General features: G+C 71.3%; 18 protein-coding genes and 1 pseudogene. 8 read left to right on the plus strand and 11 right to left on the minus strand.

Annotated elements, in window-relative coordinates; genetic code table 11:
* The first annotated feature begins 298 nt into the window (after positions 1–298).
* Entirely contained in the window at positions 299–709 is a 411-nt protein-coding gene (locus AAFF41_RS18630) for a rodlin (RefSeq protein WP_343324263.1), read from the plus strand.
* Positions 710–1,112: 403 nt separating this feature from the next.
* Positions 1,113–1,520, plus strand: coding sequence for a rodlin (locus AAFF41_RS18635; protein WP_054231869.1), 408 nt, complete (start codon positions 1,113–1,115; stop codon positions 1,518–1,520).
* A 122-nt stretch (positions 1,521–1,642) separates the two neighbouring features.
* Here AAFF41_RS18635 and AAFF41_RS18640 read toward each other — a convergent pair whose 3' ends face one another.
* The 9 genes and pseudogenes from AAFF41_RS18640 to iolC all read right to left on the minus strand — a co-directional run bounded on the left by AAFF41_RS18640 (position 1,643) and on the right by iolC (position 15,141).
* Positions 1,643–3,244, minus strand: a complete 1,602-nt coding sequence (locus AAFF41_RS18640) for a vWA domain-containing protein (protein ID WP_343324264.1) — start codon at positions 3,242–3,244, stop codon at positions 1,643–1,645.
* A gap of 174 nt (positions 3,245–3,418) precedes the next feature.
* A complete protein-coding gene (locus AAFF41_RS18645) occupies positions 3,419–4,282 on the minus strand; it encodes an ABC transporter permease (RefSeq protein ID WP_054231827.1) in 864 nt (287 codons plus the stop codon).
* The gene (locus AAFF41_RS18650) at positions 4,279–6,936 is read right to left on the minus strand and encodes an alpha/beta fold hydrolase (protein WP_343324265.1); all 2,658 of its coding nucleotides are present in this window, start codon (positions 6,934–6,936) and stop codon (positions 4,279–4,281) included. Before AAFF41_RS18650 ends, AAFF41_RS18645 begins: the two co-directional genes overlap by 4 nt.
* Before the next feature lie 172 nt (positions 6,937–7,108).
* On the minus strand, positions 7,109–8,518 hold the full coding sequence (locus AAFF41_RS18655) for an APC family permease (RefSeq protein WP_097284799.1): 1,410 nt from the start codon (positions 8,516–8,518) through the stop codon (positions 7,109–7,111).
* A gap of 444 nt (positions 8,519–8,962) precedes the next feature.
* Positions 8,963–10,465: a CoA-acylating methylmalonate-semialdehyde dehydrogenase gene (gene mmsA, locus AAFF41_RS18660; protein ID WP_319747993.1), complete on the minus strand. Its 1,503-nt coding sequence runs from the start codon at positions 10,463–10,465 to the stop codon at positions 8,963–8,965.
* A 14-nt stretch (positions 10,466–10,479) separates the two neighbouring features.
* Positions 10,480–12,363 carry a 3D-(3,5/4)-trihydroxycyclohexane-1,2-dione acylhydrolase (decyclizing) gene (iolD, locus tag AAFF41_RS18665; RefSeq protein ID WP_343324266.1) on the minus strand — a complete coding sequence of 628 codons (1,884 nt, stop codon included), beginning with the start codon at positions 12,361–12,363 and terminating at the stop codon, positions 10,480–10,482.
* Positions 12,360–13,220, minus strand: a complete 861-nt coding sequence (gene iolB, locus AAFF41_RS18670; RefSeq protein WP_343324267.1) for a 5-deoxy-glucuronate isomerase — start codon at positions 13,218–13,220, stop codon at positions 12,360–12,362. Before iolB ends, iolD begins: the two co-directional genes overlap by 4 nt.
* Before the next feature lie 7 nt (positions 13,221–13,227).
* A pseudogene (locus tag AAFF41_RS18675) lies at positions 13,228–14,176 on the minus strand (Cgl0159 family (beta/alpha)8-fold protein).
* Positions 14,173–15,141 (minus strand): 5-dehydro-2-deoxygluconokinase, encoded by a 969-nt coding sequence (iolC, locus tag AAFF41_RS18680; RefSeq protein ID WP_319747983.1) that lies wholly within the window; start codon positions 15,139–15,141, stop codon positions 14,173–14,175. Before iolC ends, AAFF41_RS18675 begins: the two are co-directional and overlap by 4 nt.
* Positions 15,142–15,263: 122 nt before the next feature.
* Between iolC and AAFF41_RS18685 the strand changes: the two genes are divergently transcribed.
* The 3 genes from AAFF41_RS18685 (at position 15,264) to AAFF41_RS18695 (ending at position 17,954) form a co-directional block, all read left to right on the plus strand.
* Complete coding sequence (locus tag AAFF41_RS18685; protein ID WP_319747981.1) at positions 15,264–16,193, plus strand: sugar phosphate isomerase/epimerase family protein; 930 nt, start codon at positions 15,264–15,266, stop codon at positions 16,191–16,193.
* Between the two features lie 158 nt (positions 16,194–16,351).
* Positions 16,352–17,350 (plus strand): helix-turn-helix domain-containing protein, encoded by a 999-nt coding sequence (locus AAFF41_RS18690; RefSeq protein WP_319747979.1) that lies wholly within the window; start codon positions 16,352–16,354, stop codon positions 17,348–17,350.
* Positions 17,351–17,756: 406 nt separating this feature from the next.
* Complete coding sequence (locus AAFF41_RS18695; RefSeq protein WP_054231835.1) at positions 17,757–17,954, plus strand: helix-turn-helix transcriptional regulator; 198 nt, start codon at positions 17,757–17,759, stop codon at positions 17,952–17,954.
* Between the two features lie 108 nt (positions 17,955–18,062).
* Here AAFF41_RS18695 and AAFF41_RS18700 read toward each other — a convergent pair whose 3' ends face one another.
* Both AAFF41_RS18700 and AAFF41_RS18705 read right to left on the minus strand, forming a co-directional pair.
* Complete coding sequence (locus tag AAFF41_RS18700) at positions 18,063–19,097, minus strand: zinc-dependent alcohol dehydrogenase family protein (RefSeq protein ID WP_343324268.1); 1,035 nt, start codon at positions 19,095–19,097, stop codon at positions 18,063–18,065.
* 44 nt (positions 19,098–19,141) lie between these two features.
* Entirely contained in the window at positions 19,142–21,391 is a 2,250-nt protein-coding gene (locus AAFF41_RS18705; protein ID WP_343324269.1) for an MMPL family transporter, read from the minus strand.
* Positions 21,392–21,996: 605 nt separating this feature from the next.
* Between AAFF41_RS18705 and AAFF41_RS18710 the strand changes: the two genes are divergently transcribed.
* From AAFF41_RS18710 to AAFF41_RS18720, 3 genes are all read left to right on the plus strand, one after another.
* Positions 21,997–22,620 (plus strand): TetR/AcrR family transcriptional regulator, encoded by a 624-nt coding sequence (locus AAFF41_RS18710; protein WP_319748043.1) that lies wholly within the window; start codon positions 21,997–21,999, stop codon positions 22,618–22,620.
* A gap of 153 nt (positions 22,621–22,773) precedes the next feature.
* Positions 22,774–23,724 carry a PrsW family intramembrane metalloprotease gene (locus tag AAFF41_RS18715; protein ID WP_343324270.1) on the plus strand — a complete coding sequence of 317 codons (951 nt, stop codon included), beginning with the start codon at positions 22,774–22,776 and terminating at the stop codon, positions 23,722–23,724.
* Positions 23,725–23,788: 64 nt separating this feature from the next.
* Positions 23,789–24,028, plus strand: a complete 240-nt coding sequence (locus tag AAFF41_RS18720) for a heavy-metal-associated domain-containing protein (RefSeq protein WP_054231838.1) — start codon at positions 23,789–23,791, stop codon at positions 24,026–24,028.
* The last annotated feature ends 72 nt before the right edge of the window (positions 24,029–24,100 follow it).

The raw sequence follows: 24,100 nt of genomic DNA on the forward strand, positions 1-24,100 counted from the left end.
CGGCTCCCTTAAAATACGTTCCGCGGTGAGGACAGGACCTGAACGACTGCTCGACGTCGCGCCCACCGCCGGGCGTGGTGCCGCGGACGTCACCGATCGCAAGTGCCCGGCCATTCCCTTCCTCGCAGAGACATATGTTCCTGCTCTCGCATCAACCCGGCGGTCCTGGACTGGTTTCGGTGATTCACCCGATCGGCCCTATTGGGCCATCAGGGTGAATGGGAGCAACCAAGGGCGTCTGCGGCGGTTGAACCAAAACGCTCCGATGGACGGGGTTTCTTCAGAATGGATCCAGCCAGTGATCAAGAAGGTTATGACCGCCGCCGCGGTCACCGTTTGCGCCGTCGGCGCTTCCGCTGCTGCCGCGCCGCAGGCGCTGGCGATCGGGAATGACGGTGGGACGACCTCCGTCAGCGGCGTCGGTGCCACCCAGTCGTTCGGCAACTCGGCGACCACGGGGGACATGAGCCCGCAGATGGGGCTCATCCAGGGCTCGCTGAACAAGCCCTGCGTCGGCCTGCCCGCGAAGGCCAACGTGGGCTCGCTCGTCGGCGTCGTCCCGATCGCCGTCCAGGACGTCCCGGTCCTGTCGTCCCCGCAGAACCAGCAGTGCGTCGAGAACTCCACCCAGGCCAAGGGCGACGAACCGCTGTCGCACGTCCTGGACCAGATCCCGGTCCTGTCCGGCAACGGTGTCGGCAACAAGTAGCACTCTCCGCCGGCGGGCCGCAGCTCTCTCGGCGGCCCGCCGGGCCCATCTTCTTTGCGTGATCGCTCACTTGCCGAGTGCACGTCACGAGTCACGTGTCGAAGAGGCCCCCCGGACCGGCCGGGGTTTCCGCATCGAGACGCCGATGGACCTGGCGCCCGTCTGGAAGCCGCGCGAGGCGCCGTTCCCGCTCAGGGAGCGGCCCCGGCCGAGCGATCCGCCACGCGTCGGCCAGATCGACCACGCCGTGTCGGCTCAGAGGAGCCCACTGGCGTGTCGGGTGACGGGGCGAACGCCCCGCATGCTGGGCCAAATGGGGCACTACCCGCAACCCTTGGGCGGTCTGCCCAGTTGATGATCATGCAGCTCCCCAACAGGAGTCCGCTTTCCGAAGGGAATGAACATGAAGAAGCTGTGGGCAACCGCGGCTATCGCCGCTTCTGTCGCCGGTATCTCGGCCGCGGCCGCCCCCCAGGCTCTGGCGATCGGCGATGACGGTGGCACGACGTCCGTCAGCGGCTACGGCGCCTCGCAGTCGTTCGGCAACTCGGCGACCTACGGCAGCATGAGCCCGCAGATGGCGCTCATCCAGGGCTCGCTGAACAAGCCCTGCGTCGGCCTGCCCGCGAAGGCCAACGTGGGCTCGCTCGTCGGCGTCGTCCCGATCGCCGTCCAGGACGTCCCGGTCCTGTCGTCCCCGCAGAACCAGCAGTGCGTCGAGAACTCCACCCAGGCCAAGGGCGACGAACCGCTGTCGCACATCCTGGACAACATCCCGGTCCTGTCGGGCAACGGCACGAACAACAGCTGATCCCAGCACCGCGAGAGCGGGCCGCCGAGCACCTCGGCGGCCCGCTCTTCGCGTACGCGGTGGCCCTCTTGGCGTACGCGGTGGCCCTCTTGGCGTACGCGGCGAACCACCCACCGCCTCCGCTATCCCATGAGTCCACTCGCCCGCTCCACCGCGTTCGCCAGGTCGTCCACCGCCTTGTCCTCCGCGGCGGACGCCACCCGGTGGGCACGGTCGGCGAGTTCGCCCAGCGGGAGGGCGCCGGGGAGCGGGTTCGCCTTGTCGTCGCCCGTGCGCAGGTCGTCGGCGAAGTACGCGGCCACGGCGTCGACCTGGAGACGGGTGGAGGAGGTCCACAGGTCCTCGTCGAGGGAGCCGGTCTCCAGTTGGCCGGACTCCTCGTGCGGGGCGCGGGTGTCGGGGTCGAGCCAGCGGACGCTCGCGGTGGCGAGGTGGCCGGAGGCGCCGGGCCTGGTGCGGACCGCGTAGAGGGCCGTGACCGTGTGGCCGGGTCCCACCTCGCCGCCGTCCACCCGGTCGTTGCGGAAGTCCTCGTCGGCGACCTGACGGTCGTCGTATCCGATCAGCCGGAACTGCTTGACGGTCTCCGGGTCGAAGGCGACCTGTGCCTTGGCGTCGCGGGCCGTGAGGTCGATGTTCTGCGGAAGCTGCTCGCAGAAGACCTTGCGGGCGTCCTCGATGGTCGAGACGTACGTCGTGTGGCCGTCGCCCTTGTCGGCGAGGCGCTCCATGAGGGCGTCGCCGTACTCGCTGCCCACGCCGACGCCGAAGAGGGTGATGCCGTGTTCGCGGCGGGCGGTGGAGATGCTCTCGAGGATGGCGTCCGCGTCGGTCTCGCCGGTGTTGGCGAGGGCGTCGGAGATCAGCACGACGCGGTTGGTGGCGCCCTCGCGCAGGCCCTTGACGGCCGTGGCGTACCCGGTGCGCACGCCCGCACCGAGGTTGGTCGACTCCGTCGGTTCCAGTCCCCTGATCGCGTCGTAGATGCGGTCGCGATGGTGGCCGAGGCGGGTCATCGGGAGCACGGTCCGGGCCTCGTCGCTGAAGGTGACCACGGCTATCGAGTCGTCGTCGCGCAGCCGGTCCGTCATCACGCCGAGGGCGTCCTTGGCGAGGTCGAGTCGGCCGGGCTCGCCCATGGAGCCGGATATGTCGATGACGAAGGTGAGCGCGGCGGGCGGGCGCTCACCGCTCTGCGCGGCGTCGCGGGTGGCGAGGCCGACGCGGACCAGCGACCAGTCCTTCTCCCGGGTGCGGGCACCGTCGACGGTGACCGAGAAGCCGTTGCCGTCGGGACGCCGGTAGTCCTGCCGGAAGCTGTTGACGAACTCCTCGGGGCGGACCGTCGACGCCTCGGGCAGCCGGCCGTCGGCGAGGGCGCGGCGGGCGTAGCCGTAGGAGGCGGTGTCGACGTCGAGGGCGAAGGTGGAGAGGTAGTCGGGGGACGGCGCGAACTCGCGGCTCGCGTCGCCCGTCGGAGTGTTCTTCCGCTCGCCCTGGGAGGTCCCGGAGGTCCGGTTCGGGGCGGGCTGCGGGAACCCGCGTCCGCCGGACTTGTTCGAACCGTCCGTCGAGGAGCCGTTGCTGTCGCTCGCGCCGCAGCCGGTGAGGAGCAGGCCGCCCGCGAGCGACAGCCCGATCAGGATGGCGACCGGTCGCCGCCGTCGACCGGTCCTCGGCCGCCGCGGTCGCCCTGTGTGTTCGTCGTTCCCCGTCAGTGTCATCCGTGCCCCCTCGGTGAGTCGCCTGTCCGCCGACTGTCTGCCGACGTCATTGGGCCGACGTCTGTGACTGTGACGCCCGAGGGGGCCCGGATGTGCGCTACGGAGCGTTGCGGATGGATCTCGAAGCGGCCACGAAGGGCGGTCGTCGAGACCGGTAGGTGACGCTCCGGAGATCTACGACACGATGTCCTTGCGCCGGAAACCCCGGAAGGCCAGGGCGAACAGGACGAGGGCGTACGTTATCGAAATCGCGGTGCCCTGGATCATGCCGCCCCACTCCGGGTTGGGCTGGATGGCATCGGCCCAGGCGAACTGCCAGTGTGCGGGCAGGAAGTCGCGCCAGTGGCCGAGGGCGGTGACCGCGTCCAGGACGTTCCCCACGATCGTCAGGCCGACCGCGCCGCCGACCGCGCCCAGGGGCGCGTCCGTCTTGGTGGACAGCCAGAACGCGAGCCCCGCCGTGACGAGTTGGGACACGAAGACGTACGCGATGACCACGAGGAGCCGCTGGGCCGCGGTGCCGGCGGAGAGTGCGCCGCCGGTGGGGATCTCCAGCGGCCCCCAGCCGTACGCCGCCGTGCCCACCGCTATGGCGACGATGGGCAGCAGCACCATCGCGGCGAGACTGAGGCCGAGGGCTACGGTGAGCTTGGACCACAGCAGCCGGGCCCGCGGTACGGGGGCCGCGAGCAGATAGCGCAGCGAGGACCAGCTCGCCTCGGAGGCGATCGTGTCCCCGCAGAACAGCGCGACGGGGATGACCAGCAGGAAGCCCGCGGACACGAAGAGGTTCACCGCGGCGAAGTTGGCGCCCGACGCGGTCGCCGTGTCCATCAGGGTGACCTGCCCGTTGCGCGAGCCCGGGTCACCGCCGATCGCGAAGGCGATGACGAGCACGAAGGGCAGCACGGCGAGGATCGCGCCCATGACGAGCGTGCGGCGCCGCTTCAACTGCCGCAGGAGCTCCACGCGGAGCGGCAGCGTGTGCCGTGCCCGGTACCCGTCCGCCGTCTCGGCCCGTTCGACGAGCGTGCTCATGCGGCACCTCCGATCAGGGTGAGGAACGCGTCCTCCAGCCGACGGTGGGGGCCCACCGACCGCACGGGGACTTCCAGCCGTACGAGTTCCACGAGCAGGCGTTCGGCGCTGCCGCCCTCGTCGAGGCGGACCAGCAGCCCGCCCTCGGCTGCGACGGCCGAGGCCACGCCGGGCAGCGCGCCGATCTTCTCGACGACCGGCCCCTCCACGGGCGCGCCCGTACCGACGAGGAGGGTGTCGCCGGATCCGATGATCTCGCTCACCGGGCCGGCCTGGATCAGCCGGCCGCGGTCCATGACCACCAGGTGGGTGCAGGACTGCTCGACCTCGGCCAGCAGGTGGCTGGAGACGATGACCGTGCGGCCCGCGGCGGCGTAGCGGATCATGACCTCGCGCATCTCGCGGATCTGGGGCGGGTCGAGACCGTTGGTCGGTTCGTCGAGGATGAGGAGGTCAGGGAGGCCCAGCATCGCCTGGGCGATGGCCAGGCGCTGGCGCATGCCCTGGGAGTGGGTGCGGACCGCGCGGGCCAGCGCGTCGCCCAGGCCCGCGATCTCCAGCGCCTCCTCCATGTGGGCGTCCTCGGCCGGACGGCCCGTCGCCTGCCAGTACAGCTCCAGGTTCTCGCGGCCCGAGAGGTGCGGGAGGAAGCCGGCGCCCTCGACGAACGCTCCGACCCGGGAGAGCACCGGGGCGCCGGGCCGGATCGCGTGCCCGAAGACGCGGATCTCGCCGCCGTCGGGCTTGATGAGGCCCATCAGCATGCGCAGCGTGGTCGTCTTGCCCGCGCCGTTCGGCCCCAGCAGGCCCAGGACCTGGCCCTTCTCCACGCGGAACGACAGGTCCCGTACCGCGTACCGGTCCGCCGACTTCGCGTACCGCTTGCTCAGGTCGGTGATCTGGAGGGGGACTTCGGCGAGCTCGGGGTCGGGCGCGACCGGGGCCGTACGACGACGGCCGGTCAGCAGGAGTGCGGCGGCGGCGAGCGCGCCGGCCAGGGGCAGCCACCACACCCAGGAGGGCAGCACGGCGGCGGCGGTCTTCACACCGGGCGCGGTGGGCACGAGCAGGTCGCTCTTCAGGGAGACCGTGTACGTCGCCGGGGCCGCCGGTGAGGCGTAGCCGAGGTCCGTCGAGGCGAGGACCAGGCGCAGCCGGTGGCCCTTCTGGACCTCGTGGTCGACCGCGGGCAGCACGATCGTGACGTCCTTGCCCGCCTTCGCGCCGGTCACCCGCACGGGCGCCACCAGTTGCGAGGGCAGTACCGGCTGGGTGGTGCCCGGCCCGACGTCGTACACCTTCCCGAAGAGGACCGCCTCGTCGGTGCTCGACCGGACGTGGACGGTCACGGTCGGCGAGCCGGTGATCCGCAGGTCGCCGCGGAGCGCCGCAGAGTCGAACTGCGCGTACTGTCCCGGGAAGTCGAGGGACACTCCGAGCCCGAGCGCGGACAGCTGGGACAGGCCGCCGGTGCCGCCGAGTCCGGGGAGGGCGGAGATCGCGGGCGGACTCGCGCCCGCGGGGTTCTGGAAGGTCTGCTCGCGTCGGCCGTCGCTCAGCGCGATGGCGTGCTCGCCGCTCTCCAGGCCGGGGTAGACGTCCCCGCTCGCGCCCCGCAGCTGCGCGGCGCCGTCGGTGGAGTCGATGCCGCCGGTGCGGGTGATGCGGAAGGCGGGACCGGTGTCGGCGTTCTTGTCGTCCTTCAGATAGCGGTCGAACCAGGAGCCGACGCGGGCCTCGACGCGGCTCGTCTCCGGGTCGCCGCCGTCGTGCCCGCCGGCGATCCAGTCGACGTCCACGGGCGCGCCGCCCGCCCGGATCGCCTTGGCCATCGCGTCGGCCTGGCCGAGCGGGAAGAGGGAGTCGGTCTGGCCCTGCAGGATGAGCGTGGGCACCTTGATGCGGTCGCCGACGGCGGACGGCGAGCGCTGCTCCAGCAGGGCGCGCGCCTGGGCGTCCGGCTTCCCCGACTCCGCCACCCGGTTGTACATCGCGCACAGCTGCGCCTCGAAGTGGTCGCAGCCGCCGCCGGAGTTGATGAAGATGCCGGCCCAGAGCTTCTTGAACACGTCGTTCGGGAAGAGCGCGTCCGCCAGGTTCCAGTACGTGATCGAGGGGGCGATCGCGTCGACCCTCTTGTCGTACCCGGCGGCCAGCAGGGAGATCGCTCCGCCGTACGAGCCTCCGGCGACTCCCACACGTGGGTCGCCGCTCTTGTCGAGCCGGACCTCGGGCCGCTCGGCCAGCCAGTCGATGAGCTTGGAGACGTCGGCGACCTCGCCCTTGGGGTCGTTCAGGCCGATCTTGCCGGTGGAACGGCCGAAGCCGCGCGCCGACCAGGTCATCACCGCGTACCCGTCGCGGGCGAGTTGCTCCGCCTCCCGCCGCATGTCGTCCTTGCTGCCGCCGAAGCCGTGCCCGAGGAGCACGGCGGGGCGGCGGCCGGAGCCCGCGGTGAAGAACGACGTGTCGATGTTCACCCCGGCGCCCGTGGTCATCACACGGTCGGTGCGGTGGACGGCCGGACCGTCGTCCGAGGCGACAGCGGTCCACGTACCGGCGCCGGCGAGCACGACCACGGCGGCCGCGGCGGCGAACCACCGTCGGCGTCCTCGCCGTGCGGGCCCGCGCAGTCGGGGCAGTCGAAGATCCATGGGTCAACGGTACGGGCCGCCACCGACAACGAAGGCAGCCGTCGGTCTGAACCCGCGCCCCTCCTCCGGGCGTACGAGGCCCCTCCCGTATACCGCGCCCGTGGTACGAGCCCGCTCGGGCGTCTTCACGAGCGCGGTGGTCACGTGGGACTTCGCGTGCACCCCGGAGGGCTCAGGCCTGGACGTCCTCCGGGATCGACACCAGCCAGCGGGTCTCGCGGCGCGGGCGGAGGTAGAAGGCCCAGTAGAGGGTGGCGACGGCTGTGATGCCGCCGGTCCACAGCAGGTACGTCATCTCCTGCTGGCTCAGGATGTAGGCGAGGACCGCGATCAGGAGCACCGGCATCGCGGGCCACAGCGGCATGCGCCAGGCCGGGGTGTGGCGGTGCTGGCCGCGCCGGGCGAGCAGGGCGGCGACCGCGACGAGCAGGTACATGGCCGTCACCGAGACGCCCGTGACGCCGTACAGGGTGTCCAGGTTGACGAAGCAGAGGAGGGCGCCGGGGACGCCCACCAGGAGGGTGGCGACCCACGGGGAGCCGAAGCGGCCGAGGCGGGAGAGGCTCTGGTTGATCGGCTCGGGCCAGGCCTTGTCACGGGCGGAGGCGAACAGCACCCGGGAGTTCTGGATGACCATGACGATGCCCGCGTTGATGATCGCGAGGGCGACGCACAGGCTGACGAAGGTGCCGACGGCGGAGTTGGACCAGGCGGTGACCATGCTGCTGATGTCGCCGCCGGTGAGGGTGGACAGGTCCGAGGCGCCCATGGTGATCGCGACGACCGGGACCAGGATGATCACGGTCGAGATGGCGAGGGTGGCCAGGACCGTACGCGCGACGTTGCGACGCGGGTTCTCCAGTTCCTCGGAGAGGTAGACCGCGGTCGAGAAGCCCTGGGTGATGAAGAGGGCGATCGCGAGCCCCGAGACCACCAGCATGGCCGTCACGGTGTCCGTGTGGCCGCCGGAGCCCGCCACCTGCATCGAGGTGAGGCTGCCCACGCCGCGCTGGCTGTGCGTGAAGCCCAGCACCGCCACGACGGCCGCCGCGATGACCTCAAGGACGAGGAAGACGCCGGTGATCCAGGCGTTGGCCCGCAGGTCGAGCAGGCCCGCGAGGGTGGCCAGGAGCATCACGCCCGCGCCTGCCATCGACGGGTTGAGGTGCACGATCGGCGCCAGGTAGTCCGCGGTGCCCATCGCGATCACCGGCGGCACGATCATGACGACGAGGAGGGAGAGCACGAAGACCAGCCAGCCCGCGAGTCGTCCGGCCATCGTCGACACCATGGCGTACTCGCCGCCCGCGCTGGGGATGAGGGTGCCCAGCTCCGAGTAGCAGAACGCCACGGCGATACAGAGCAGCGAGCCGATGGCAATGGTGAGCGCGGTCGCCGTGCCGAGGGACGAGAACAGGTCGGGTACGACCACGAAGAGCGTGGAGGCGGGCGTCACGCACGAGAGCGTCAGCAGGGTGCCGCCGACGATGCCGATGGAGCGCTTGAGCTTTTGGGGGCTCCCGGAGGCCGTGGGGGCGGCGTCCGGGAGGGCCTGCTCGACAGGGCGGAGCGTGTCGGTCATGAAGCGGTTCCGATCGACTCATGCGTCAGAAGACGACTCGTGCGTCAGGTGATTGGGTCGGGAGCGCTATCGCCTCCGGCGGCTCGCGTCGTTCGTCTCGTCGTCCGCTCCCGCGTTGATGGAACCTTGACGGAAACCGTTGCGTCAATGGCCGTTTACCTACGGAATCCGCACCACCGAAGCGACGCACGTCACATCGCTTTCCCAGGCCCCGACGCCTACATGTTGCAATCATCAGGAATCATCGGACTGTGACCTTGCTATCAAAGGCAACGACAGCAAACTGCCTCAGCTATCCGTTTCATCACCTCATGACGAGAACCGCAGTCGAGGCCTTGAAATTCACCAGGATTGGTCCGCACTCCGGGACGCCCGGCGAATAGGGGAGCCGGGCATGGCGGTGCCCCGCCCCCCGGGACGGGGGACGGGGCACCAGGGGGTCACTCAGTGGTTGCGCGGGAAGCCCAGGTCCACGCCCGTCGGGGCGTCGGCCGGGTCGGGCCAGCGGGTGGTGACGACCTTGCCGCGGGTGTAGAAGTGCGTGCCGTCGTTGCCGTAGATGTGGTGGTCCCCGAAGAGGGAGTCCTTCCAGCCGCCGAAGGAGTGGTACCCGACGGGCACCGGGATCGGCACGTTCACGCCGACCATGCCCGCCTCGACCTCCAGCTGGAAGCGGCGGGCGGCGCCGCCGTCCCGGGTGAAGATCGCGGTGCCGTTGCCGAACGGCGACGCGTTGATGAGGGCGACACCCTCCTCGTAGGTGTCCACGCGCAGCACGCACAGCACCGGGCCGAAGATCTCGTCCTTGTACGCGTCCGAGGTCACCGGCACCCTGTCGAGCAGCGAGAGGCCGATCCAGTGGCCGTCCTCGTACCCCTCGACCGTGTACCCGGTGCCGTCGAGGACGACCTCGGAGCCCTGCGCCGCCGCGCCCTTGACGTAGGACGCCACCTTGTCGCGGTGCACGGCCGTGATCAGCGGGCCCATCTCGGAGGTCGGGTCGTTGCCGGGGCCGATCTTGATCTTCTCGGCGCGCTCGCGGATCTTCTCCACCAGCGCGTCGCCGACCGAGCCGACCGCGACGACGGCGGAGATGGCCATGCAGCGCTCGCCGGCGGAGCCGTAGGCGGCCGACACGGCGGCGTCCGCGGCCGCGTCCAGGTCGGCGTCCGGGAGGACCAGCATGTGGTTCTTGGCGCCGCCCAGGGCCTGCACGCGCTTGCCGTTCGCGGAGGCGGTGGTGTGGATGTAGCGGGCGATCGGGGTCGAGCCGACGAAGGACACCGCCTTGACGTCCGGGTGCTCCAGGAGGCGGTCGACGGCCACCTTGTCACCGTGGACGACGTTGAAGACACCGTCGGGCAGACCGGCCTCGGCGAGCAGCTCGGCGACCTTCATGGCGGCCGACGGGTCCTTCTCCGACGGCTTCAGCACGAAGGTGTTGCCGCACGCGATGGCGATCGGGAACATCCACATCGGCACCATGGCCGGGAAGTTGAACGGCGTGATGCCCGCGACGACGCCCAGCGGCTGCCGGATCGACGCCACGTCGACCTTGGAGGCCACCTCGGTCGACAGCTCGCCCTTCAGCTGCACGGTGATCCCGCACGCCAGGTCGACGATCTCCAGACCGCGCGCCACCTCGCCGAGCGCGTCCGAGTGCACCTTGCCGTGCTCGGCGGTGATCAGCTCGGCGATCGCGTCCCGGTTCGCGTCGAGCAGCGCCCGGAACTTGAAGAGGATCGTGGACCGCTTGGCCAGTGAGGACTGGCCCCAGGTCGCGTAGGCGTCCTTGGCCGCGGCGACCGCGGCGTCCACCTCGTCGACGGTCGCGAAGGCGACCCGTGTGGTCACGGCGCCGGTCGCCGGGTCGGTGACCGGCCCGTACGTACCCGACGCACCCTCGACAGTCTTGCCACCGATCCAGTGGTTGACGGTCTTCGTCATGGCCAAAAACTCCTTCACAGATGGCGGCGTCGGGCGGCGACGTGCCGGTCGTACTCCTCACGTGCCTTGACCGCCGACGATCGGGTCGCGGTCTCGGCCACAGGTACATCCCACCAGGCTTGGGCCGGGGGCGCGCCCGACACTGTGTCTGCCGTTTCGGTCTCCACGTAGACACATGTGGGAGTGTCCGCGGCGCGCGCCTCGGCAAGGGCCGCCCGCAGGTCACGGACGGTCTTCGCGCGCAGCACCCGCATGCCGAGGCTGGCCGCGTTGGCGGCGAGATCGACGGGCAGCGGCGCCCCCGTGTACGTACGGTCCTCGGAGCGGTAGCGGTAGGCGGTGCCGTACCGCTCGGCGCCCACGGACTCGGAGAGGCCGCCGATGGAGGCGTACCCGTGGTTCTGGAGTATGAGGACCTTGATCGCGACGCCCTCCTGCACGGCGGTGACGATCTCGGTCGGCATCATCAGGTAGGTGCCGTCGCCGACCAGCGCCCACACGGGCCGGTCGGGGGCCGCCATCCGGACGCCGATCGCGGCCGGGATCTCGTAGCCCATGCACGAGTAGCCGTACTCGACGTGGTACTGGTCGCGGGACCGGGCCCGCCACAGTTTGTGCAGGTCACCGGGGAGCGAGCCGGCCGCGTTGATCAGGATGTCGTCCTCGGTGACGAGCTCGTCGAGAACGCCGAGGACCTGCGGCTGGGTGGGCCGGATGTCGATGTCCTCGGCCTCGTACGCCGCGTCGACGCGGTACTCCCAGCGCTCCTTGTCGTCCGTGTACTCGGTGGCGTACGCGGGCTCCACGCGGTGCCCGTGCAGCAGCAGCGCCTCGGTGAGCGCTTCTAGCCCGGCCCGCGCGTCCGCGATCAGCGGGATCCCCGACAGCTTGTGGCCGTCGTACGGCGCGGTGTTGAGGTTCAGGAAGCGGACGTTCGAGGCGGTGAAGAGGGTGCCGGAGGCGGTGGTGAAGTCGGTGTAGCGGGTGCCGACGCCGATCACCAGGTCGGCGGTGCGGGCGAGCTCGTTCGCGGTCGCCGTGCCGGTGTGTCCGACTCCGCCGACGTCCTGCGGGTGGTCCCACTTCAGTGATCCCTTGCCCGCCTGTGTGGAGGCGACGGGGATGCGGGTGGTGGCGGCGAGTTCGGCGAGCACGTCCTCGGCGCGGCTGTGGTGGACCCCGCCGCCCGCGACGATCAGCGGGCGCCGGGCCTCGCGGATCGCCGTGACGGCGGCGGCCAGCTCGGAGGCGTCGGCCGCCGGACGGCGCACGGTCCAGATCCGCTCCTGGAAGAACTCCTCCGGCCAGTCGTACGCCTCCGCCTGCACGTCCTGCGGCAGCGCGAGCGTGACGGCGCCGGTCTCGACCGGGTCGGTGAGCACGCGCATGGCCTGCAGGGCGGCGGGGATCAGCGCCTCGGGCCGGGTGACGCGGTCGAAGTACTTCGACACCGGGCGCAGACAGTCGTTGACCGACATGTCGCCGGCGTAGGGGACTTCGAGCTGCTGGAGGACCGGGTCGGCGGGGCGGGTCGCGAAGATGTCGCCGGGCAGCAGGAGCACCGGGAGGTGGTTGATCGTCGCGAGGGCGGCGCCGGTGACGAGGTTGGTGGCGCCGGGTCCGATGGAGGTGGTCACGGCGTGCGCCGACAGCCGGTTGGACTGGCGTGCGAAGCCGACCGCCGCGTGCACCATCGACTGCTCGTTACGGCCCTGGTGGTAGGGCATCTCGTCGGCGTACTCGATCAGCGCCTGGCCGAGTCCGGCGACGTTGCCGTGACCGAAAATGCCCCAGGTGGCGCCGATCAGCCGCCGCCGCTCGCCGTCCCGCTCCGTGTACTGGGCGGCCAGGAAGCGCACCAGCGCCTGTGCGACCGTCAGCCTCGTCGTTGAGGTCATCGGTATCCCTCTGTGCTCTCTAGATGTCCCGGGTGGAAGCAGATCCGCCACTCCCTCTCCTCGCCCGGTCCGGCCATCACGTTCAGGTAGTACATGGTGTGGCCGGGCTGGGCGATGGACGGGCCGTGCCATCCGTCGGGGACGAGGACGGCATCGCCGGTGCGGACCTCGGCGAGGACGTCGGATCCGCCCTCGCGCGAAGGGAATACGCGCTGATAGCCGAATCCGTTCGGGCCGTCGATCTCGAAGTAGTAGATCTCCTCCAGCTCCGACTCGACACCGGGCCGGTGCTCGTCGTGCTTGTGCGGCGGATACGAGGACCAGTTGCCGCCGGGGGTGATGACCTCGACGGCGATGAGCTGGTCGCACTCGAAGGCGTCGGCGGAGGCGAAATTGCGCACCTGACGTGCGCAGTTGCCACTGCCTCGGTCTTCGACGGGGACCTCCGGCGCGGGGCCGTAGCGGGCGGGGAGTCGGCGCTCGCACTTCGCTCCTGCCAGGGCGAAGCGGCCTCCCGCACCGGAGGCGATCTGGGCCCGGGCGTCACGGGGCACGTACGCGAAGTCGGAGACCTCCGCGAACACGCTTTCCCTGCCCAGGATTTGGAACTCTTCGTCCTCTATGCGCACCGTACAGGCGCCACCCAGCGGAAGCACGATCCACTCGCTGTCGCCGGTGGTGAAGGTGTGGGTGCCGCCCGGTCCGAGGTCGACCACGCGCAGGCTGCTGTGGGTCCAGCCGGCGTACTTGGGATCGATGTCGACGGCGTACAGCCCGCCGGCGGTGGCGCCCCTGGGAACGTACAGGCCGTTGCTCCGGGGCACGTCCGTCGGCGAGTGCGTCCTGGGGTCCGTCATCGGGTCCTCACAGCAGTCCTACGGCGGTGTCCACCGCGGCGGTCACGTCCCCGTCGGCCGGGTAGAGCAGCGAGCGGCCGACGACCAGGCCCTGCACGGTGGGCAGTTGGAGCGCGCCGCGCCACTTCTCGTACGCGCTCCCCGGTCCTCCCCGACATCTCCGCCGAGCAGTACGGCGGGCAGGGTGGAGGTCTCCATGACCCGGGCCATGTCGTCCGGGTTGTCGCTGACGGGGACCTTCAGCCAGGTGTACGCCGAACTGCCGCCCAGGCCACTGGCGATGGCGATGGACTTGATGACGGCCTCGGCACTCAGGTCGTTGACCAGCCTGCCCCCGGGGTGCGGCGACTGAGGAACGGTTCGACGAAGACCGGGAGATGACGCTCCGCCATCTCGTCGATGGCGCGGGCGGTGGACTCGAGGGTGTTGAGCGAGCCCGGATCGTCGTAGTCGATGCGCAGCAGCAGCTTGCCCGCGTCGAAGCCGAGCCGTTCGATGTCCTGCGGGCGGTGGCCGGTGAAACGGTCGTCCAGCTCGTACGAGGCGCCCTGGAGGCCGCCGCGGTTCATCGAGCCGAGGACCACCTTGTGATCGAGGGCGCCCAGGAGCAGCAGGTCGTCGAGGATGTCGGCGGTCGCGAGGACGCCGTCGACACCGGGGCGGGAGAGCGCGAGGCAGAGCCGTTCCAGCAGGTCCGCGCGGTTCGCCATGGCGAACTCGCGGTCGCCGACGGCGAGCGCCCCGCGGGCCGGATGGTCCGCGGCGATGATCATCAGCCGCCCGTTGTCGCCCACGAGGGGGCGGCGGGGGCGGCGCGCGGCGGCCTCGGCGACGGCTTGGGGGCGGTGAGCGCGGAGCCGGACGAGTTCCGCCGTGTCGACGGTTCCGAGCGGCGCGGAGGGAGCCTGGGGCAGGACGGGGTCTCCGCCCTCGTGTCCCACGCGTCCCGCCCTCATCGGACCGCTCCCGCCGTGAGCGCGTCCTCGATCTCTTCGGGGGTCGGCATCGCGGAGGAGCACTCCAGCCGGGAGGCGACGAGGGCACCGGCCGCGTTGGCGTGCCGCATGATCCGCTCCAGGTCCCAGCCGGCGAGCAGGCCGTGACAGAGGGAGCCGCCGAACGCGTCACCGGCGCCGAGGCCGTTGAGGACCGTCACCGGGAGCGGCGGGACCTCGGCCGACGTGCCGTCGCGGTGGACGGCGAGGACGCCCTTGGGGCCCTGTTTGACGACGGCGAGTTCGACGCCCGCCTCGAGGAGGGCCTCGGCCGCCGCGTGCGGTTCACGGACGCCGGTGGCGATCTCGACCTCGTCGAGGTTGCCGACGGCGACGGTGGTGTGGCGCAGGGCCTCGGCGTAGAAGGCCCGGGCGGAGTCCTCGGGGGTGTTCCCGGCCGTGCTCTTCCAGAACATGGGCCGCCAGTCGAGGTCGAAGACCGTCGTGGCGGACTTGGCGCGGTGGGCGAGCGCGGCGAGCGTCGCCGTCCGGCTGGGCTCCTCGCTCAGGCCGGTCCCGGTCACCCAGAAGATACGCGCCTCGCGGACGGCGTCCAGGTCGAGGTCGTGCGCGTCGATCTCCAGGTCCGGGGCCTTGGGCTGCCGGTAGAAGTACAGCGGGAAGTCGTCGGGCGGGAAGATCTCGCAGAACGTCACCGGGGTGGGCAGCCAGGCGACCGGGGTGACCCAGCGGTCGTCCACGCCGAAGCCGCGCAGCGCCTCGTGGAGGTACGCGCCGAAGGGGTCGTCACCGGTGCGCGTGATCACCGCCGTACGCCGTCCGAGCCGGGACGCGGCCACCGCGACGTTCGTCGCCGAGCCGCCCAGGAACTTCCCGAAGGACGTCACCTGCGCCAGCGGGACCCCCGTCTGCAACGGGTAGAGGTCCACACCGATCCGCCCCATGGTGATCAGGTCGTACGCCATCGACTTCCCTTCGCTTCGGCTCCCCCAAGGTCTAGCGCCGCACAGGGAGCCCTGTCAACAGTTTGTCCGGACATTCGGACCAGGCCTTGACACCTCCCTCGTGCCGCCCGAAGCTGACGCCCATGACGTCGTTGTCGCCGCAGGCATCACCTCAGTCCTCACTGTCCCGCATCCGGATCGGTTCGGCTCCGGACTCCTGGGGCGTCTGGTTCCCCGACGACCCTCAGCAGGTCCCCTGGCAGCGCTTCCTCGACGAGGTCTCCCAGTCCGGGTACGAGTGGATCGAGCTGGGTCCCTACGGTTATCTGCCCACGGATCCGGCGGTGCTCAAGGAGGAGACCGCGCGGCGCGGGCTCACCGTGTCGGCCGGCACCGTCTTCACCGGACTGCACCGGGGTCCCGAGGTGTGGGACGCCACCTGGGCGCACGTCTCGGACATCGCCGCGCTCACCCAGGCGATGGGCGCCGAGCACCTCGTCGTCATCCCGGCGTTCTGGCGGGACGACAAGACGGGCGAGGTGCTGGAGAACAGCGCGCTGACGCCGACGCAGTGGCGCAATCTGACCGCTCAGACCGAGCGGCTCGCCCATGAGGTGCGGGAGCGCTACGGGCTGAAGATCGTCGTCCACCCGCACGCGGACACGCACATCGACAGCGAGGAGAACGTCACGCGTTTCCTCGACGCGACCGACTCCTCACTGGTGTCGCTGTGCCTGGACACCGGCCACTACGCGTACTGCGGCGGCGACAGCGTCAAGCTCATCGAGACCTACGGGGAACGCATCGGCTACCTCCACCTCAAGCAGGTGGATCCGCTGGTCCTGGCCGAGGTGCGGGCGAACGAGGTGCCGTTCGGGCCCGCCGTGGCCAAGGGCGTGATGTGCGAACCGCCGTCCGGTGTACCGGCACTGGAGCCCGTCCTCGCCGCCGCCCAGAAGCTCGACGTCGAACTCTTCGCCATCGTCGAGCAGGACATGTACCCGTGCCCGCCGGACAAGCCGCTGCCGATCGCCCAGCGCACCCGGGCGTTCCTGAGGTCCTGCGGAGCCTGACCGTTCGAGGTGACCGCTTCACAGTGTCCCGCGGAGCCTGACCCTCCGCGGGGAGCCGTGGGCCCGCCGAGAGCCCGGGGCTCGGCGGGCCTTCCGGCGTCGCCCTGCCGCGTTGCACCATGGCGGTTCCCCGGGTGCGGGCGGCGGCGGGAGGGCCGATGGTGACGCGTATCGTCTCGCGGACGGGGCACGGTCCCGGCGGTGCCTGGGAGACGGCCCTCGCACGGCCGCATCCACGACTGCGGCCCGGGGTGATCAGCTACCGCGGGATCCGGCTCGCGCTCGACCGGCCGCGGCGCAGGCTGGAGGCGCCGATCGGCGCGGCGACCCTGTTGCTGGGCTTCGAACAGCCCCTGCGCATCTCACGCGTGGGCCGTCCCCCCGTCACCCTCAGGTCGGTGTTCTCGGGACCGACCACCACCGCGGCCGTCGGCGAACACGACGGACGGCTGGCGGGCATCGAGGTGCTGGTCGCCCCCTGGGCCGCGTTCACGCTCTTCGGCACACCGCAGTACGAACTCGCTGACCGGACCCTGGATCCCGACGAGCTCCCGCATGGACTGGGCTCGGGGGACGCGGGCCCGGGCGGGCGCCGGCTGCGGAGCGTCGGTGAACTCTCCGCCGCGCTGGCCGCGTTGCCGGGATGGCCGGAACGCTTCGAACTGCTGGACGATGTCCTCGTGCGCTGGCACTCGGCGGGGACGCCCGGTTCGGCACGGGTGGTGCGGGCGTGGGCGCAGCTGCAACGGACCTGGGGTGCGATGCCGGTGGCCCGGCTCGCCGAGGACGTCGGCTGGAGCGTACGGCAGTTGGAGAATCGTTTCCGGGAGCAGATCGGGCTGGGCCCCAAGGCGGCGGCCCGGGTGCTGCGCCTGGAACGGGCCCGGCGGCTGCTCGCCGCGGGACGCTCACAGGCGGAGACGGCGGCGACCTGCGGGTTCTACGACCAGGCCCACCTCAGCGGCGAGTTCCGGGCGATGACGGGATGCACACCGCGGGAGTTCACAGCGGCCCGCGGAGCGCAGCCGGTTCCACGGCCCGGTCCGCCGGGGGCCGATCGGATGGCCGGGGAGGCGACCAGCCTGGTGCTCTCCCCCGACCCGAGCGGTCAAAGTGACCGGGGTGCGATTTTCTCCAAGACCGGTGGGCTCCGTTGATTGCAGGCTGAACTTCCGGCGGCTGATCCGACGGGGGGACGCGGACGGCTTCCGAGGGGGATGCGGGGAGCTGGTGGGCCGGACCTGGAGTGGGTCCGGACCACCGCTCACGTACGCACGACGCACCCGGCCCGCCACCGGCCCCCGCCGCGCACACGTCTCGACGGTCCCCTCGGCTCTACGGTCCCCTCGGCGCGAATGCGTCACGCGTGTCACAAAAACCACCGCCCTGTCACACATGTCGCGTGTACGCAGGTCTTGTGTCACACCCGGCCAACAGGCCCTGCCCTGCGGTCACTCTGCGTCGTTCAACGAGCGCAGGCTTTGTGATCGCCAGCGCAGCGCCCGGCTCCCCCGACGGCCACCCCCCGGCCGCCGCCGCGACGCGCGCAGGGAGGTGCCACTCATGACCGACCGTAGGCTCTGGTCGTACAAGGAGATCGCGGCGCACATCAAGGTGCAGCCGGACACCGTGCGGTCGTACCGCAAGCACGGACTGCTGCCGCCGCCCGACCACGTGGAGAGCGGGAAGCCCTACTGGTACGCGGACACCGTCCGCGCCTGGGTCGCCTCCCGCCCCGGTAACCGCGGCCGAAGGGACTGACCACGGGCCCCGCCCCGCTCGCCCCACGCACTCACGGTGCCCACTCGCCGCGCCCTCGCGCTGTGCCCCGCCCCTCGCCCGGGTGCGGGGCACAGCCCCTGTCCGGGTTCAGCTCCACGGTTCGATGACCGTCACCCCCGCCCCCGGCGCCGTCCCCATCGCCGCCAGGGCCGTGGGGACCGCGTCCAGCGGGATGGTGGAGGTGACCAGGAGGTCGGGGCGGAGCACCCCGGCGCGGACCAGTTCGAGCATGCGGGGGTAGGCGTGTGCCTGCATACCGTGGCTGCCCAGGAGTTCGAGTTCGAGGCCGATCACCCGGGCCATCGGAACCGCGGGGTCCTCGGGCAGCAGACCGACCTGGACGTGGCGCCCCCGGCGGCGCAGGCCGTTCACCGAGGCCGCGCAGGTGACCGGGGAGCCGAGCGCGTCGAGGGAGAGGTGGGCACCGCCGCCGGTCAGCTCCCGGACCGCCGCCGCCGTGTCCCCGACCCGCGAGGCGTCCACGACCTCCACCGCGCCGAACTTCCGTGCCAGGTCCAGGGCCTGGGGTGAGAGGTCCACGGCCACGACCCGCGCCCCGGCCGCCGCCGCGATCATCACCGCCGACAGTCCCACGCCTCCGCAGCCGTGCACCGCGACCCACTCCCCCGCCGCCACCCGGCCCTGCGCGACCACCGCGCGGAACGCCGTGGCGAACCGGCAGCCCAGCGACGCCGCCGTCGCGAAGGACAGCTCGTCCGGCACCGCCACCAGGTTCACCTCGGCGTGGTCGAGTGCCACGTACTGGGCGAAGGAACCCCAGTGGGTGAACCCCGGCTGGGTCTGCCGCTCGCACACCTGCTGGTCACCCGCCGCGCAGGAGGGACACGTCCCGCAGGCGCAGACGAACGGGACGGTGACCCGGTCGCCGGGACGCCAGCCGGCCACCCGCGCACCGACCGCCTCGACGGTCCCCGCGAGTTCGTGGCCCGGCACATGCGGCAGCGTGATGTCCGGGTCGTGCCCCATCCAGCCGTGCCAGTCGCTGCGGCACAGCCCGGTGGCCTCGACCCGCACCACCACCCCGTGCTCCGCGGGCACCGGGTCCGCCACCTCGCGCACCTCGGCCGGCTCCTCGTACCGCTCGAACACCACTGCCCGCATCCGTCTCGCCCCTCCGCCCGAAGATCACCCTTCCGGAGCGAACGCTATCCGCGCGCCTCGACCTTGTCCCGCTCCCGGTCGTCCTCCCTGCAGCCCTCCCTGCCGTGCTCCCGGTCGTCCTCCACGCCGTCCGCCTGCCCGGGGCCGTCCGGCTCCGCCTCGCCCTCGCTCAGTCCGAACCGGTCGTGGAAGCGCCGCAGCGGCCCCGGCGCCCACCAGGTCGCGCGGCCCGTGAGGCGCATGACCGCCGGGACCAGCAGGCTGCGGACGACCATCGCGTCCATCAGCACGGCGAGCGCGATGCCCAGGCCGAGCATCTTGGTGTTGGTCACGCGTGAGGTGCCGATCGCGACCATCACCACGGCGAGGATGACCGCGGCCGCGGTGATCAGTCCGCCGGTGCGCTGGAGGCCGAAGCGGACCGCCTCCCGGTGGTCGCCCGTGTGGTCGTACTCCTCCTTTATCCGGGAGAGCAGGAAGACTCCGTAGTCCATGGAGAGACCGAAGGCGACGCAGAACATGAGGACGGGGAGCGTCGTCTCTATCGATCCCGGGCTGGTGAAGCCGAGCAGGCCCGACAGATGGCCGTCCTGGAAGACCCAGACCACCGCGCCGAACATCGCCGTCAGGCTGAGCGCGTTGAGCAGCACCGCCTGGATCGGGATCAGCACGCTGCCGGTGAGGAGGAAGACCAGGAGCAGGGTGACGATCGCTATGAAGGCCGCGGCCCAGGGGAGCCGGTCGGCTATCGCGTGCTTGGAGTCGACCAGGACCGCCGCCGTGCCGGTCACCGCCGTGTCGAACGGGGCCTGTGTCGACCTCAGTTCGCGCACCAGCCGCTGGGCTCCGTCGCCGACGGCCTCACCCTTCGGCAGCACCGTGAGGTAGGCCGAGTCGCCCTGCGCCAGGGGCCCGTCCACCCGCAGCACCTCGGGCAGCGCGGCGATCCGGTCCTTGTAGGCCGTGTACTGGGCCTCGGTCGCCCGGCCCTCCACGAGCACCTCCAGGGCACCACCGGGGCTGCCCGGGAAGCCGTCCCGTATGTGCTGCTGGACGGCGTGGGACTCGGCGCCCGAGGGCAGCTGGCGGTCGTCCGCGGTGCCGAACTTCACGCCCAGGAAGGGCAGTCCGAGCACGATCAGCCCGACGGTGGTGGCGACGGCGAAGACCGGCGCCCTGCGCATGACGAGTGCGGCCATGCGTCCCCAGGCGGCCCCGTCCGCGCTCGCCGCCGGCCTTCCGCGCCGGAACAGGCGGCGCAGATCCAGCGAGTTCACCCGGTGGCCGAGCAGCACCAGCGCCGCCGGGAGCAGGACGAGGGCGGCGGCCGCGGCCAGCAGCACCACGGCGATGCCCGCGTAGGCGAAGGAGCGCAGGAAGTACTGCGGGAAGAGCAGCATCGCGGCCAGGCAGACGGCGACCGTGAGGGAGGAGAAGAGGACCGTGCGGCCCGCGGTGCGCAGGGTCGTGGCGATGGCCCCGATGACGTCTTCCCTGCTCGAACGCGCTGGAGAACTCGGGGAAGGCGCGGCGCCCTTGGCCAGTTCCTCGCGGTACCTGCGGACGATGAACAGCGCGTAGTCGATGGCGAGGCCGAGTCCCAGGGCCGTGGTGAGGTTCATCGCGAAGACCGAGACGTCGGTGAACTCGGTGAGGCCGCGCAGTACCGCGTTCGTGCCCAGGATCGCGACGATGCCCACGCCGAGCGGCAGCAGGGCGGCGATCGCGCTGCCGAAGACCATGACCAGCAGCACGAGGGTCACCGGCAGGGCGATCATCTCGGCCCGGGTCAGGTCCTCGCGGATGGTCGTCTGCATCTCGTGCTGCACCGCGACCGGGCCGCCGACCCTGACCTCGACCGGCCCGTGCGTCCCTCGGTAGGAGGGCGCCAGACGGTCCAGGGTCTCGCTCGCCGTCTTCTCGTCGCCCGTGATCCGCGCGGCGATCAGCGCCTCGTGGCCGTCCTTCGCCTTCAGCGCCGGTGCGCCCGACGCCCAGTACGAACCGACTCCCGTGACGCCCCGCTCGCCGGCGAGCCGCGCCGCGAGCCGCTTCGCCTCGGCCGCGACCGAGGGAGTGTCGACCGTGGCACGCCCCGAGTCGACCAGGAGCAGCAGATTGGGCTGCGAGGCGGGGAACTCCCGCTCCAGCGCCTTGGTCGCGTACGTCGACTCGGCGGTCGGGTCCTGCCAGCCGCCGCTGCCCAGCCGGTCGGCGACCCCACTGCCGGCGACCACGGCGAGCGCGGTGAGCAGCAGCGCGACGAACAGGGAGAGTCGGGGGCGCGCGGTCACGAACCGGGTCCAGCCACCGACCCGGACACCGCGACCGGTTGGCGGGCCACCGCTTACTCGTCGACTACCGCTCACCCGTCGACCGTCACTCACCCGTTGGCCGTCGCCCGCTTGTCGGCCGCCACCCGCCCGCGGACCGCTCTTCCCCGGCGGACTTCCGCTCTCCGGCGGGCCTCCGCCCACCCGCGGCTGGTCGCCCGCGCTCGCGCCGACGCTCGCGCTCCTCCCGCGCCCCGCGCCGCTCCCGTGGCCGTCATCCGCGCTGTTGACTTCGGTCATCGTGCGGTGTCCCCTTCACCGTGACCCCCTGTCCGCGCGGCGGCCTCCGTCCGACCATCCGGTCGTGTGCGCAGGCGGCAGGGGTCGACCATTGCCATAGAATGGCAAACACGAGAGATCGCTCGCGTTTCACTAGAATGCGAGCGGCCGCTCGTGTTTGTCAATCACGTTCGGAGAGCTGGGGATAACTCGTGCCCGACAAGCCCGAGACGCAGCGGACCGCCGACGCGCAGACCGTCGACAGACACCCCGTCGACGCGCGGACCGCCGACGCGCAGACCGTCGACGAGCGACCCCGCCGACGGCAGGCCCGCGGTGAGCGCAGGATCGCCCAGCTGCTGGAGGCCGCCGCCTCCGTCTTCTGCACCACCGGGTACACCGCCGCCAGCACCAACGCCATCGCCCGCGAGGCGGGCGTCTCACCGGGCACGCTGTACCAGTTCTTCCCGAACAAGGAGGCCATCGCGATCGAGCTGGGCGACCGGCTCATGCACGAGATGCGCGACACGTACGGCGAGGCACTGGCCCCGGTCGACCCCACGACCCCGCTGGAGGAGGCCGTGGGCGCCGCGGTCGACCGGTTCATCGCCTTCAACTGCGATCACCCCGTCTTCTTCGCGCTGATGCACGGCCCCGACATCCCGGGCCGGATCGCCGAGGAGCACGACGCCCTGCACGCGACCCTGGTCTCGCGGATAGAGGGGCTGCTCTCCTCTCTCATGTCCGACGCGCCCGCCACCGAGGTCACGCGCGTCGCGCACGTGTGCCTGGGCATCTACAAGGCCGGCCTGGAGCTGGTCCTCTCGAACCAGGGAGCCGAGCGCGAGGCGTACGTCCGAGAGTTGAAGGACGTCCTGCTCCGCTACCTGGAGCCGTTGATCCGCGACAGGACACTCACCCCGGCGGACCTCACCGCCGGCCCCGCGGAGTTCACGGCACCGACCTCCTGACCGCGCACGGCCCAACCCCCTGACCGCGCACGGCGACCCGGCCGTCGGACGCGGCCACTCGCACCGCGATCGTGGTGGAGTACCCCACACTGCGACATAGCGGACATTTGCCATAAGATTCGGATAAATCAGACCGAGCTCAAGGGGCAAGCCGTGACCCAGAATCAGCCGCCCGGTGCGCCCCGGGCCCGCATTCCCGGACCCCAGCAGCCCCCGCCGTCGCACCCCCAGATCCGCACCGGACTGTGGCGACGCTGCCTGGGCGGCGGGCTCGCACTCTGGACACTGACGGCGATCGTCACGTACACGACGGGGAACACCACGCTGCTACCCACCTTGCTCCTGCTGGGCAGCTTCCTGACCCCCGTCGCCTTCACACTCTGGGCCTACGAGCGCCACGGCCGCGACCTCGGCGTGCAGGTGATCCTCGGCTGCCTCCTGGCCGGCGGGACCCTCGGGGTGCTGGGCGCGTCGGTGGCGGAGAACCACCTGCTCCACCCCTCGCTGTCGAGGTGCGTCGGCGTCGGACTGGTCGAGGAGGCGGCGAAACTGACCGCGCTGGCGTTCGTCCTGCGCCGCCACCCCCGACTCCGGGGACTGCGGGCCGGCCTCGTGCTCGGCGCGAGCCTCGGCTTCGGCTTCGCGGCGCTGGAGAGCGCGGGGTACGCGTTCAACGCCGCCGTCTCCCTCAAGGGACTCGATCTGCGCGCACTGCTGGAGACGGAGATCCCGCGCGGGCTGCTCACCCCCTTCGGGCACGGCCTGTGGACGGCGATCGCGGGTGCGGTGCTGCTCACGTACCGCCATCCGCACGGGCGCTTCCAGTACGCCGGCCCGGTGGCGGGCACCTATGTCGGCGTGTCGCTGTTGCACGCCCTGTGGGACTCGACACACGGCATCGCGCTCTGGCTGGTCGCGCGGCTGACCACGACGGGGCTCGACCGGACGTTGTTCGGACTGGGGTACCTGCAGGGGCCCACCGACGAGCAGAAACATCTCTTCACGCTGTTCTCGGTGGGTGGCCTGATCATCGTCGCGCTCGCGGGGGTCGGCTGGGTGCGTTCGCTGACACGCCACGACTTTGCTTGGAGAAATACCCCCTAGGGGTATAGTGTTGGTCACCTGAGCAAGCCACCCGAACCCCACACGCCTCGACGAGGAGCACGCCATGACCACGCAGACCGACACCCCGGGTTCCGTCACGACCGTCTATCAGGTGAGCGGAATGAGCTGCGGGCACTGTGAGGGCTCCGTCTCCGGCGAGATCTCCGAGATCCCCGGGGTCACCTCGGTCAAGGCCGTCGCCGCCACCGGCGAGGTGACCGTGGTCTCCGCGGCGCCGCTCGACGAGGAGGCCGTGCGCGCCGCCGTCGACGAGGCGGGCTTCGAGCTCGCCGGCAAGGCCTGAGTCACCGGCCTCGCACTCAGCAGTCGCTCCCCCGCGCCTTCCAGTTCCCCGTATCACGCGCATCACCCGTTC

This window comes from Streptomyces mirabilis (assembly GCF_039503195.1).
In the GTDB taxonomy this organism is placed as follows: domain Bacteria; phylum Actinomycetota; class Actinomycetes; order Streptomycetales; family Streptomycetaceae; genus Streptomyces; species Streptomyces mirabilis_D.